The organism is Rosenbergiella metrosideri, from assembly GCF_022602565.1.
Lineage (GTDB): Bacteria > Pseudomonadota > Gammaproteobacteria > Enterobacterales > Enterobacteriaceae > Rosenbergiella > Rosenbergiella metrosideri.
The window spans coordinates 14,945-28,352 of the sequence record NZ_JALBCV010000010.1; the positions used below are offsets into that span (position 1 = coordinate 14,945).

The window sequence follows — 13,408 nt, forward strand, 5'->3', positions numbered from 1 at the left end:
GCCAAGGCCCAAAAAAAAGCACCTCATCAGGTGCTTTTTTTTTGACTTAAATTAGCTTGGCTAATCGATTAAGATCCGAGAGTAGCGCCCCGGCGGTCACATCTCGTCCTGCACCCGGTCCACGTATCACTAAAGGATTATCCCGGTACCACCGACTCTCGATCGCAAAAACATTATCACCCGGCAAAAGTGCGGCAAGAGGGTGATCTGGACGTAGTGCTTCTAAACCGACTTTGGCTTTACCCCGCGTATCAAAGCGAGCGACATAACGTAGTACTAAACCTAGCTCTTGAGCGGTGTCGAAACGCTGCTGGATCTGCTCATCCAAGGCTTCGCTATTTTCGAAGAAATAATCCATCGTATTTTCACGACAAGCCTCCGGTACTAAGGACTCAACCTTCACTTGGTGAGGCTCAATATCCGATCCCGCTTCTCGCGCAAGGATCACCAATTTACGCATAACATCGATTCCGGAGAGATCAACACGAGGATCAGGTTCAGTGAGTCCCTGCTGCCACGCTTGATCAACTAACTCACTAAAAGGAATCGACCCATCGTACTGTAAAAATAGCCAAGAGAGAGTGCCGGAAAAAATACCGCTAATCGACAGAATCTTATCTCCTGAATTATGTAAATCCCTTACCGTATAATTAATAGGTAAGCCTGCACCGACTGTCGCGTTCGTTAACCAATAACGCCTAGTCTTATCGAACGCATCACGCAATTGTCGCCAACGCTGGTTGGAGGATGCCCCGGCCACTTTATTAGCGCTGATCACGTGAAAACCGTAACTCGCGAAATCTAGATATTGCTCGGCCAGCACTTCACTGGCGGTAACATCGAGCACAACCAAGTCATCGAAGGGGTGATCACGCATCCAGAGAAAGAGCGATTCTTCATCTAAAGCTGTCGCATCTCGTTCGAAATTCGCCAAACTCTCCGCAGCATTCAGCCCTTCATAGCTGAGTAGACTTCGTCGACTGTTTGCAATACCGGCTAATACAAAATCTATTGCAGTACGGTCAGAAAGGTTCTCTTGTTCGCGGGAAAAGAGTTCTAACCAGCGAGAACCAATATTCCCTTTGCCAAACAGTACGATACCCACGCGCTTTTCAGCTCTAAATAAGGATTGGTGCAAACTCTGAACTATCGGGGGAAGCGCCGTTTTACGTAGCACGGCAACTAAACTCAGCTTTTCATCAGACTGCCAAACAAACTCCACGGGTAGGTCTTTAATCTGTTGCCAAAAACGGTGACAGTGAAGTGGGTTTTGGTTCACCCCTGCACCCACCATTGCTACCAGCACCCGTCCTTCGCGTAAGCGTAAGCTTATAGGTAAGCCCGATGCTTGAAGTTGAGAAAATGCGCTTTCAACTAGTTCAGAGGTATAGCAAAGCTGCAATAATTGACGGTCACTGTGGACACCACGCGCTAAAGGTCGAAGCTGTGTACGGATTAAGAATTGGTCGACCTCTTTCGATAATTGAGTGAAATCGTGGCGTGGCCCAATCTGTATTTCGATCAAGCAGACATCTTCATGACTAGTGACAATCCTTGCACCTGTTCCCGATGCTAAGACTCGTTCAATACGGGTTGAACCCACCTCAGGTTGATAACTGCACCGTAATTGCAGATCAATATGACTCGTCGCCACAGGCTGTAACGTACGCGTATGCAGTACCGGTGCTGCGAGGCGTGCGAGTTCAGCAGCTTCATCAAGACGTAATAAGGGCAGCAAGCAAGCATCCGAGACAATCCTTGGGTCGGCACTATAGACTCCGGCAACATCGCTCCAAATGGTGACTCGGCTAACACCAGCCAAAGCGCCTATTTGAGTCGCGGAGTAGTCTGATCCATTGCGTCCGAGTAAAACGGTTTCACCTGCGCGGTTCGCAGAGATAAAACCTGTAATAACCAGTCGCTTATGCGGATACTGTGCCAAGATGGTTTGTAATAGTGGATAGGATTCGCCTTCATCCACTTGCGGCTGTCCGGAACGTTCTGCTCGTAAGAATGTGCGCGCATCAATCCACTGGGCATCGATTCCGCAATCATTGAGCACGGCACTCATCAACCGAGCTGACCAAATCTCTCCATGCCCGACCACTTTAGCATATAGCGCATCGCTGCCTTCGCCGTCTAAAAGGATAGATAAGTGATCGACATCTGCGATAAATTGCTGAGCAATCGGCTCAGCTAATACCTCAGGCAGTAAACTTTCCATCAGCTCTAATTGATAGCGTCGTAAATGTTGTTGGACTTGGAAGGCGGATAGCCGATCAGTTTGACTCAGGCGATACCAATTAATCAGCTGATTCGTTGTGCTTCCCGCGGCAGAAACCACCATAATGTCACCCACGTGACTGTATTCGGCCATGATTTCTGCAACGCGTAAGTAACACCGTCGATCAGCAAGGCTGCTACCCCCAAACTTATGCAGCTGTCGTATCACTTCACTTTTCAGATCTATACCGCCGACCATAATTACTCCTGAGTAAGACGTTGGAAAGCTTGGTCAAGATCAGCGATCAGATCGTTATGATCTTCAATTCCTACCGAAACACGCAGCAAGGTATCAGAAATCCCTGCAGCGGCTCGGGCTTCTGCCGACATTCCAGCATGTGTCATCGTTGCAGTATGTGAAATTAAGCTCTCGACACCGCCTAACGACTCCGCAAGGGTAAAGAGTTTTAGCGATTTAAAGAATTGGCGCACCGTCTGTTCATCCCCAGCCAACTCGAAACTCAGCATCGCACCGAAACCACGTTGCTGACGGCAAGCAAACTCGTGACCTTGATTCTCTGGAAGTGAGGGATGGTAGAGCTTACTCACCAAAGGCTGATTTTTCAGATACTCAACAATTGCCAGCGCATTTTCTTGCGCAGCTTTAGTCCGCAGAGAAAGCGTCCGTATACCTCTTAATAATAGATAACTATCAAAAGCTGAACCGGTTACACCAATATTATTCGCCCACCACGCCAGTTCAGTCGCCACTTGAGGGTCTTTAGCAATAACGGTACCGGCCACAATATCCGAGTGCCCATTGAGGTATTTCGTACAAGAATGCACAACCAAATCAGCACCGAGTTGAAGAGGGTTTTGCAGTGCCGGGCTGAGAAACGTATTGTCGACAACGGTCACTGCGCCAACTGCACGGGCTGCTCGACATAGCGCTTCAATATCTACTACCCTTAATAGCGGATTACTCGGGCTTTCGATTAAGAAAAGCTTAGGATTTAGCGTTAAGGCCTCTGCAACGGCTTGCGGATCACCTTGATCAATAAACTTCACATTAAACGCGCCGCGTTTTTGTAAACTATCAAACAGTCGATAACTTCCCCCATAACAGTCATGCGGAGCAATCAGCCAGTCACCCGGTTTTAAAAACACGGTAATCACAAGCATAATAGCTGACATGCCGGTATTCGTCATCACCGCACCAGCCCCCCCCTCTAATTCCGCTAAGGCTTGTTGGACAACATCCCGTGAAGGGTTACCACGGCGAGAATAATCGTGTGCCCGAGGTTGGTTGTAATCCGTAAAGTTATAGGTGGTCGAAAGATGGATGGGAGGAACGACACAGCCATATTGGTGATCTTCATTTAATCCACTGCGTACCGCAATTGTCGCCTGCTTGAATTGTGTCATAGGGAAGTAACCAAGAGTCATAAAGTGATCCTTAGCATATCCTTGCAGAAAATAGACGTCAACACATCTAGACATCCAAATAGATTTGCGTGTAGATTGAGCAATAGGTTGATAAGAGGTAAAATCAGACCATAATGTCCGGTCTTAGAAGAGAATAATTGCTTTTGACGACCTTTGGACCAATAAATCCAGTTTTATCTGCGATATCTGGCATAATAAGCTGAATTCAAGTAATTAACATTTATTAATAAGGTACCCCATGGCTGAGTGGAATGCCGAATATATCAGCCCTTATGCTGAACATGGCAAAAAAAGTGAGCAAGTAAAGAAAATCACTGTTTCTATCCCGCTAAAAGTATTGAAGATCTTAACGGATGAAAGAACGCGTCGGCAGGTCAATAATTTACGTCACGCGACCAACAGCGAGCTATTGTGCGAAGCTTTTCTACATGCCTTTACTGGCCAGCCCTTGCCAGATGACAACGATTTGCGAAAAGAAAGAAGTGATGAGATCCCTGAAACGGCTAAATTAATTATGCGTGAAATGGGCATTGATCCCGATACTTGGGACTACTAGCATAACCCTTTTACCCCCCATAAAAAAACCCGGCATTTGCCGGGTTTTTTATACAGCGGGGGAAGCCCCCACTGATCAAGAAACTTATTTAGAGCTTGGGATGCTGAAACGCTTGTTGAAGCGATCAACACGACCACCAGTGTCTACAACACGTTGCTTACCGGTGTAGAATGGGTGGCAGTTACCGCATACGTCTAAGTTTAAAGGCTGACGCAGGGTTGAACGCGTTTCGATTACGTTACCGCAAGAACAAGAAATGGTAACGTTGTTATATTCTGGATGAATACCTTTTTTCATGGGATAACCTCAGTAGAAGGCCGTGTCGCTCTCCGTGCCAAGCTTAGCTTGCACAGCACCACACGCGATTGAATAATAAATATAAGTGTATGCCTTCGTCGCGTAATAAGACCGCTGTCTAACGAAGGCCGGATATTATACAGAAAATAGACAACAACATGCAAATGACGATTTCAAACACTTCACGATCAGCGGTACACTTGCCGTTTCGGTTCACTGAGTATGAGTAATGCATGACCATCATTAAGGTAGCTTTACCGGTTCCTCTCCCCAAACTGTATGACTACACTGCAGACCCTGCGCAGGTCCCCCAAATAGGGTGTCGTGTCCGCGTAAATTTCGGTCGCCGTAAAATGATAGGAATCGTGGTAACACACAGTGCGAAAAGTGACCTCAGTGCCGAACAACTTAAGCCTATTGATGAAATTCTCGATACCGAGAGCCTTTTTACGCCCAGTCTTTGGGAGTTATTGACTTGGTCAAGCGGATATTATCATTACCCTCTGGGTGAAATTCTGTTTCACGCTATCCCCTCTCAACTTCGTCAAGGAAAAGAAGCGCGCAAGGCAATCGAGTACGAATGGCGACTCACCGATATGGGGCGCGTTATCGACCCAAGTGAGATTAAGCGTTCGGCGAAACAGCGCCAAGCAGTCATGCTCCTGCGACAAGGTGGATTGTTACGATCAGCGGTCGCTGACCACGACTTACCAGAAAGTACGTTCCAAGCGCTGCGTAAAAAAGGGTGGAGCGATCTCTATGAGCTTGCTGAATCACTTGACGATTGGCGTCCTCAGTTTCACGTTCTCGGTGACCGGCTTAAATTGACCACCGAGCAAGCCACCGCGGTCGGGGCAATTCATAGTACGACTCAGCAATTTAGCCCATGGCTATTGGCAGGCATTACAGGTTCAGGAAAAACTGAGGTATACCTCAGCGTTATCGAAAATATTCTCGCACAAGGGAAACAAGCCCTCGTCTTAGTCCCAGAAATAGGGCTAACCCCGCAAACTATCGCTCGCTTTCGGGAACGCTTTCAGGCGCCCGTCGAAGTTCTCCACTCTGGGCTGAATGATAGCGAGCGTCTCAGTGTGTGGCTGAAAAGTAAAACGGGTGAAGCAGCAATTATCATTGGTACCCGCTCAGCAATTTTTACACCCTTAGCCCGACCCGGTGTAATCATTGTCGATGAAGAACACGATAGCTCTTATAAGCAACAAGATGGCTGGCGCTATCATGCTCGTGATCTCGCCGTCTTTCGGGCCAATAAAGAAAAAATACCGGTCATCCTTGGCTCAGCCACACCTGCCTTGGAAACCTTACATAATGTCCGCGTCGGTAAGTACCGTCAGCTCAACCTTACTCGGCGAGCAGGTAATGCAACCACCGCTCAGCAGCAGCTGATTGATCTCAAATCTGTCACCCTACAATCGGGGTTATCACCACAACTGATTAGACGTATCTGTGCCCATCTTCAAGCCGGTAACCAAGCGCTACTCTTTCTTAACCGGCGTGGATACGCGCCAGCATTACTCTGTCACGACTGCGGATGGTTAGCGGAGTGCCAACGTTGTGACCACTACTATACTTATCATCAGCAGCAACGTAGTCTGCGCTGTCACCATTGTGACAGTCAGCGGCCAATCCCTTGGCAATGCCCTGAATGTGGCTCTTCTCATCTTATGCCCGCAGGATTAGGAACCGAACAACTTGAAGAAAACTTACAGCAATTATTTCCTGATACGCCTCTGACCCGTATTGACCGTGATACCACGCGTAAAAAAGGGATGCTTGAACAGCATCTTGAGCAAATTCATCAAGGTGGACCGCGAATTCTGATTGGGACACAGATGCTCGCCAAAGGCCATCACTTCCCCGATGTCACCTTAGTGGCATTACTAGATGTCGATGGCGCGCTATTTTCCGCTGATTTCCGAGCAACTGAACATTTCGCACAACTCTATGTTCAAGTGGCTGGCCGAGCCGGGCGCGCTGGAAAACAAGGCGAAGTGTTACTGCAAACCCACCAACCGGAGCATCCGCTTCTCCAAACTCTACTCAGTAAAGGCTATTTTCAGTTTGCCGCTGAAACGCTTGCGATCAGGGAACAATTACAGCTACCTCCTTATTCTAGCCAAGCGATCTTTCGAGCCGAGCACCAAGATAGCGACCAAACAGAGCGTTTCTTACAGCAGTTACGCAACCTTATCGAATCAAGTCCATTGAAAGATGATGAATGTTGGATTATCGGACCAGTCCCTGCCCTGCATGCTAAGCGTCAAGGGCGCTGGCGCTGGCAACTCGTCATTCAAAGCCCCTCGCGGGGACGGTTACAAAAACTCCTTTCGCAGAGCTTACTGCTGGTGGGTACGTTGGCTGGCGATAAAAAGGTTAAATGGTCTTTGGATATCGATCCAACAGACAGCTGAGCAGTAAAGGTTGTGAAGCAACTCTTAAAATTAATCGATGAATAACAATTAGTTAATCGGTTTTGTTACGCTCTCTTTTATTCAAGGGCTGAAGTAACACGACTCAGCAACTGATTGACATGAAATCTTATTCATTGAGGAGTTACCCATTGAAAACCACTCCAAATCCCTCCTCAGCAACCATGAAAGCGGTAGCCTTAGCAGCGGGCGTCTCGACCGCAACGGTATCGCGTGTGTTTACTGCCCCGGAAAAAGTCTCACCGGCTACTCGGCAACGCGTCGAATCCGCTGCGATAACCTTAGGTTACTCAACGTTCCCCCTTTTTCCGCGTGGGGTAACCCCTCGTTGGCGTAAGGTTCTAGTGATTATTGCCGATGTCACCGACAGTTTTTACAGTGAGATCATCCGTGGTATCGAGATGCAAGCAAGTCAACAACACTGCTTAATTACTCTGTTCGACTGCGCCCATCAAACGTTTAATCGTTATCTACCCGAAACGAGGGGCTTACCCGATGACTACGATGGTCTAATCTATGTGGGGCTTTCCCCCTCATCTCTTGACCGTCCCCCATCACTGCCTAGTGTGGTGATTAATGAATACTCTTCCGATCATGGTGCTCCCACTTTGCACATTGATCATTTAAGCGCCGCTTTCAATGCTGTTAATTATCTTATTCAACGCGGTCACCATCGTATTGCCTGTGTCACCGGACCTGAAGACTTAGCTATTTGCCAATACCGACGACAAGGCTATTTACAAGCATTACAACGGCATAACCTTACCTTGAATCCCTACTTTATCACTCGGGGTGATTTCACGTTCAAATCAGGGATAGCCGCTGCCAAACACCTTTTGACTCTGACTCCACCGCCCGATGCCATTTTTTGCCACAACGATAGGATGGCGCTCGGAGTGATGTATCGCGCTAAACAACTCGGTATTGTGATACCAAGGCAGCTCTCTGTCATTGGGTTTGATGATATTGAAGAGAGTCAATATGCCGACCCACCGCTTACGACCGTTGCACAACCCAGAGTCGCTCAAAGTGAAGCCGCAGTTTCTTTATTAATGACGCTTATGGAAGGAAAGCCACTTATCAATCGGTCCTATCTGTTGGAAACTGAACTTATTTTACGGCAGTCTACGCGCTAGGTTTCATTACTGAAAATTTCACTCCAAATAATAAAAATCTCAACTAGAGTTTACTGGTCAAACTTCATTCGGTTAAGTAACATAGTAGTAATTGTTATTAATCAATTCTTCAGGCAATCTCGCCTTTCAGCTGGCTTAAATAATATCGGTACCGGTGTGGCACAAAAAGACTATGTAGGACGCGGACGTTCATCAACGCCGCAACGAAAAAAAAATAATAGCCGACGTAAAAACTCTAAGGCGAATACTGGTATTTCTAAGGTAATTGTTGTTATCGCTGCAGCAGCTTTAGTGCTTTTTATTGGTGTATTAGCACTGCTTGCTCACCATAAGAAACAAGCGGAAAAAGAAGCAGCCCCTCATAAGACAACCACCAATGGACTTCCTCCTAAACCTGAAGAGCGCTGGAAATACATCAAAGAGTTAGAGAACCGCCAAATAACGGTACCTAGCCCAGTCGAACCTAGCGCAGGTGGCGAAGTAAAATCACCGACACAGCTTACCGATGAGCAGCGCCAGCTATTAGCACAAATGGCTGAAGACATGCGCCAGCAACCTACGCAACTGAGCGAAGTTCCATGGAATCAGCAAACGCCTGAACAGCAACAGCAAACTATTCGCCAGCAGCAGCAAAATGCCGCGCTACAACGTAAGTATCAACAGCAAGAGCAGCAATTTATTTCGCAGCAGCAGCAGCTTAACCAGTCTCGCCCAGCTCAAGCTGCCAATCAAGCGCTTCAAGAACAGAATCGACAAATACAGCTACAGCATGAGCGCCAACAAAAAGCCTATGCTGAACAGCAAAAAAAGCTTGAGCTTGATCACCAACAACAGTCATACCGCGAACAGCAGAAGCAGCGTCAACAATTAGAGCGTCAAATTCAGCAACAGCAGCATAGTGCACCGATCACCGCGGCTAAGCCAAGTCAGGCGCAACCTGAGAAAGTGGCTCCGGTAACCCCGGCCTCACCTCCCACAGCAACCGAGGCATCGTCCAAACATTGGTTGATTCAATGTGGATCGTTCAAAGGTGCAGCCCAAGCAGAGTCCACGCGCGCGAAGCTCGCATTTGAAGGGTTTGAAAGCCGTGTGACGACAGGTGGCGGCTGGAATCGGGTGGTGATTGGCCCTTACACTCAGCGTTCGAAAATCGATTCCGTGATTAAACAGTTAAAAAATTCTGGACATACAAACTGTATAACTCTCTCTGTAGGGGGTTGAAAGTTATAAACCCACCCCCATATGTTTTTGTAAGTGACTCCGCGCTTTGTCGCGGAGTTTTTTATTTCAAGAGATTAAGGGGCAGCCCGTGACAACGATAGTAAGCATACGACGTAACGGTAAAGTCGTTATTGGCGGTGACGGCCAGGCAACGCTCGGTAACACCGTAATGAAAGGCAACGTGAAAAAAGTCCGTCGTCTTTATAACGATAAAGTCATCGCTGGTTTTGCGGGGGGCACCGCGGATGCTTTCACACTTTTTGAACTTTTTGAGCGTAAACTTGAAATGCACCAAGGCCACTTGGTGAAAGCTGCCGTTGAACTGGCTAAAGATTGGCGAACGGATCGTATGCTACGTCGTCTAGAAGCGCTTCTCGCTGTCGCTGATGAGAATGCCTCACTGATTATAAGCGGTAACGGCGACGTCATCCAACCAGAAAACGACCTGATTGCTATTGGTTCAGGTGGCCCTTATGCCCAAGCAGCAGCGCGGGCGATGCTCGAAAACACAGAATTAGATGCTCGTGAGATTACCGAAAAAGCGTTAGAAATCGCCGGTGATATTTGTATTTATACCAACCACAATCTCACGATCGAAGAACTCAACTCAGGGGATAAGGAGTAAGTTATGTCTGAAATGACTCCTCGCGAAATCGTCAGCGAACTGAATCGTTTTATTATTGGCCAAGATAACGCTAAACGCGCGGTTTCGATCGCACTCCGTAACCGTTGGCGTCGCATGCAGCTTAACGATGAGCTGCGCCATGAAGTCACACCGAAAAATATCTTAATGATCGGCCCAACAGGTGTGGGTAAAACAGAGATTGCCCGCCGTCTCGCTAAGCTTGCTAATGCGCCGTTCATTAAAGTAGAAGCGACGAAATTCACCGAAGTGGGTTACGTCGGTAAAGAAGTCGACTCCATTATCCGTGACTTAACCGAAGCAGCGGTAAAAATGGTACGTTCGCAGGCGATTGAAAAGAATAAAGCTCGTGCCGTTGAACATGCTGAAGACCGTATTCTTGATGTTCTGATTCCCCCTGCGAAAAATAACTGGGGACAACCTGAATCTGATAGTTCTCAAGAAGAGTCATCGACCCGCCAATCTTTCCGTAAAAAACTGCGTGAAGGACAGCTGGACGATAAAGAAATCGAGATTGATTTAGCCGCGTCGCCGATGGATGTCGAAATCATGGCACCTCCCGGTATGGAAGAGATGACGAATCAGCTTCAATCCATGTTCCAAAACATGGGTAACCAGAAGCAAAAATCGCGCAAGCTGAAAATCAAAGACGCAATGAAATTGCTGATCGAGGAAGAGGCCGCACGCCTCGTCAATCCAGAAGAGCTCAAACAACAAGCTATTGAGGCGGTCGAGCAGCACGGCATCGTCTTTATCGATGAAATCGATAAAATTTGTAAGCGTGGCGGACAATCTTCAGGTCCAGACGTGTCTCGTGAAGGGGTACAACGTGACCTACTACCACTAGTTGAAGGTTGTACGGTTTCGACTAAACACGGTACGGTAAAAACTGACCATATCCTGTTTATCGCATCCGGAGCCTTCCAAGTGGCGAGCCCGTCTGACCTGATCCCTGAATTACAAGGGCGCCTACCGATTCGTGTCGAATTACAAGCCCTAACGGTGAACGATTTCGAGCGTATTCTGACTGAACCGACAGCCTCCGTAACGGTGCAGTACAAGGCATTAATGGAAACCGAGGGGGTGAATATCGACTTCACCGACGACGGAATCCGACGTATTGCCGAAGCGGCATGGCAGGTTAACGAAACCACCGAAAATATCGGTGCGCGTCGCCTCTATACCGTATTGGAAAAGCTGGTAGAAGATATCTCCTTCGAGGCCAGCGACCGCTCTGGTGAGACCGTTACGATTGATGCGGGCTACGTCAGCAAGCACTTAGATGTACTCGTTGCAGATGAAGATCTAAGCCGCTTCATTCTCTAACCCGCCCCGTTACCCAGAGCGATGTGCTTTGGGTAACGCCCTGCTTACGCCCGTCCATCCCCAAGAACTTTGCCGCCACACCGAGAAAGAGATATACTTAGTCCACCTCTGGCAACCAGATGAAACGACTATGAAATATGATACTTCCGAACTCTGTGATATCTACCATGAAGAAGTTAACGTGGTTGAACCCCTTTTCTCTAACTTTGGGGGCCGTACCTCGTTTGGTGGACAGATCACAACAGTAAAATGTTTCGAAGATAATGGGCTGCTCTACGATCTGCTTGAAGAAGATGGCTCAGGGAAAGTTTTACTTGTAGATGGTGGTGGCTCAGTAAGACGCGGGTTGGTGGATGCACAACTTGCTCAGTTAGCAGTGAGTAACCATTGGGAAGGGATTATTCTTTATGGCTCTGTGCGCCAAGTCGATGAACTTGCAGAGTTAGATATCGGTATCCAAGCCATCGCTGCTATTCCGGCAGGTGCCTCGGGAGACGGTATGGGCGAAAGCGATATTCGTGTCAATTTCGGCGGCGTCACCTTTTTCTCCGGTGATTATGTCTATGCCGACAACACTGGGATCATCCTCTCTGATACACCATTAACCGAAGACGAGTAATGGTCGTAACGGCGGACAGCGATACTGCCCGCCCGTTTTCTTATACTTCTTCCATCTTACCTAGCAGAGCACGTAAACGCTCTTGCCACTGCGTTTGCTCTTCTTTTAGCTGTTGATTTTCACGGGTGAGTAACTCGTGATTACCGACCGCTTGTTGAGCATCTTGCTTAAGCGCACTGTTTTGCTCTTTTAATTCTTCAATTTCCATTTGTAGCAGGGTAATGGTGTCAATCGCCTGCTGTACTTTCGCTTCCAATTTCTCAAACATTTCAAATGACATTGTTACTATCTCCAATTAACGCCAGGCGTTGAAAACCGCATCCTTCAATATATCGCTATGATACATCATAAAGCCGCGCTGATAGTCCGATTGTATGGAGGGCAGCGGTGCAAGTCCAGAGGGGAAACCATTTCAAGAGTAGTCTGCCTACTTTTTTTCGCCTTCAGAAAACCAAAAGAAAAAGATAATTTGCGAAAACGCGCATTTTTTTTGACCAAGTACACATTTTTATCGCGCGGTATTTTGCGTTTTTTTTCGTTAACGATAAATTCACAAGAAAAACACATTTGAGTAGTTTAAAGCAACTCAAATACTGTCTCTTTCTCCGTCAAGGAATACGCTATGAGTAAATCAACCAACACGCTTACTGGTCAGTGTATTGCAGAATTTATCGGTACTGGCTTAATTATCTTTTTTGGCGTCGGTTGTGTCTCTGCGCTAAAATTGGCCGGTGCAAATTTTGGTCAATGGGAAATTAGTATCGTTTGGGGACTTGCCGTGGCGATGGGTGCTTACGTCAGTGCTGGGGTATCTGGCGCTCACCTCAACCCTGCGGTCAGCATTGCATTATGTGTATTTGGTAACTTTGAAGCCCGTAAGCTTTTCCCTTATATCTTCGCACAAACGGCTGGAGCCTTCTGTTCAGCGGCTTTAGTCTACGGTCTATACCAAAGCCTCTTTATTGACTACGAACAGACTCATCATATTGTTCGCGGCACCCTAGACAGCTTACCGATGGCAGGGATTTTCTCAACCTATCCCGATGCACATCTCTCAATAGCTCAAGCTTTCTTAATTGAGACGACTATTACTGCGGTATTAATGGGCGTCATCATGGGACTTACCGATGACGGCAACGGAATCCCTCGCGGACCTTTAGCTCCCTTATTAATCGGTTTATTAGTTGCCGCCATTGGTGCGGCTTTTGGTCCATTAACCGGTTTTGCCCTTAATCCAGCACGTGACTTCGGCCCTAAGCTCTTTGCCGATTTAGCAGGCTGGGGACATTTAGCCTTGACTGGGGGTAAAGATATTCCTTACTTCTTAGTCCCTGCCTTTGCCCCAATTGTTGGTGCATTAGTTGGCGCATTTTTGTATCGGACCTTGATTGGCCGTCATCTTCCCTTAGCAGTACAAGTTGAACCCAAGCAAGTCACTGCTGAAAAGGCGACTGTACAAGAACGTAAAGTATAATCTTCACGGCGAATAGGAAC

The 13,408-nt window shown here is 47.5% G+C and carries 12 protein-coding genes; 8 read left to right on the forward strand and 4 right to left on the reverse strand.

The window, feature by feature from the left end:
• Positions 1-46 precede the first annotated feature (46 nt).
• Entirely contained in the window at positions 47-2,482 is a 2,436-nt protein-coding gene (locus MKR94_RS10775; RefSeq protein WP_241646900.1) for a bifunctional aspartate kinase/homoserine dehydrogenase II, read from the reverse strand.
• Between the two features lie 2 nt (positions 2,483-2,484).
• A complete protein-coding gene (gene metB / locus MKR94_RS10780) occupies positions 2,485-3,648 on the reverse strand; it encodes a cystathionine gamma-synthase (protein WP_241646973.1) in 1,164 nt (387 codons plus the stop codon).
• A 259-nt stretch (positions 3,649-3,907) separates the two neighbouring features.
• On the opposite strand from metB, the gene metJ reads away from it, so the two are divergent.
• Positions 3,908-4,225 carry a met regulon transcriptional regulator MetJ gene (metJ, locus tag MKR94_RS10785; protein WP_048912975.1) on the forward strand — a complete coding sequence of 106 codons (318 nt, stop codon included), beginning with the start codon at positions 3,908-3,910 and terminating at the stop codon, positions 4,223-4,225.
• An 84-nt stretch (positions 4,226-4,309) separates the two neighbouring features.
• Here metJ and rpmE read toward each other — a convergent pair whose 3' ends face one another.
• A complete protein-coding gene (gene rpmE / locus MKR94_RS10790) occupies positions 4,310-4,522 on the reverse strand; it encodes a 50S ribosomal protein L31 (RefSeq protein WP_062814690.1) in 213 nt (70 codons plus the stop codon).
• Positions 4,523-4,755: 233 nt separating this feature from the next.
• Between rpmE and priA the strand changes: the two genes are divergently transcribed.
• The 6 genes from priA to rraA all read left to right on the forward strand — a co-directional run bounded on the left by priA (position 4,756) and on the right by rraA (position 11,914).
• On the forward strand, positions 4,756-6,951 hold the full coding sequence (priA, locus tag MKR94_RS10795) for a primosomal protein N' (protein WP_241646901.1): 2,196 nt from the start codon (positions 4,756-4,758) through the stop codon (positions 6,949-6,951).
• Positions 6,952-7,100: 149 nt separating this feature from the next.
• Positions 7,101-8,105, forward strand: a complete 1,005-nt coding sequence (locus MKR94_RS10800; RefSeq protein ID WP_241646902.1) for a substrate-binding domain-containing protein — start codon at positions 7,101-7,103, stop codon at positions 8,103-8,105.
• Positions 8,106-8,261: 156 nt separating this feature from the next.
• The gene (ftsN, locus tag MKR94_RS10805) at positions 8,262-9,326 is read left to right on the forward strand and encodes a cell division protein FtsN (RefSeq protein WP_241646903.1); all 1,065 of its coding nucleotides are present in this window, start codon (positions 8,262-8,264) and stop codon (positions 9,324-9,326) included.
• Between the two features lie 88 nt (positions 9,327-9,414).
• A complete protein-coding gene (gene hslV / locus MKR94_RS10810) occupies positions 9,415-9,951 on the forward strand; it encodes an ATP-dependent protease subunit HslV (RefSeq protein WP_048912993.1) in 537 nt (178 codons plus the stop codon).
• A gap of 3 nt (positions 9,952-9,954) precedes the next feature.
• Positions 9,955-11,295 (forward strand): HslU--HslV peptidase ATPase subunit, encoded by a 1,341-nt coding sequence (hslU, locus tag MKR94_RS10815; protein ID WP_241646904.1) that lies wholly within the window; start codon positions 9,955-9,957, stop codon positions 11,293-11,295.
• A 130-nt stretch (positions 11,296-11,425) separates the two neighbouring features.
• A complete protein-coding gene (rraA, locus tag MKR94_RS10820; RefSeq protein ID WP_048912980.1) occupies positions 11,426-11,914 on the forward strand; it encodes a ribonuclease E activity regulator RraA in 489 nt (162 codons plus the stop codon).
• Between the two features lie 40 nt (positions 11,915-11,954).
• Here the strand turns inward: rraA and zapB are convergent, their stop codons facing one another.
• Positions 11,955-12,194 carry a cell division protein ZapB gene (gene zapB / locus MKR94_RS10825; protein ID WP_241646905.1) on the reverse strand — a complete coding sequence of 80 codons (240 nt, stop codon included), beginning with the start codon at positions 12,192-12,194 and terminating at the stop codon, positions 11,955-11,957.
• 342 nt (positions 12,195-12,536) lie between these two features.
• Here zapB and MKR94_RS10830 point away from each other — a divergent pair, with 342 nt between their 5' ends.
• Complete coding sequence (locus tag MKR94_RS10830) at positions 12,537-13,388, forward strand: MIP/aquaporin family protein (protein ID WP_241646906.1); 852 nt, start codon at positions 12,537-12,539, stop codon at positions 13,386-13,388.
• Positions 13,389-13,408 lie beyond the last annotated feature (20 nt).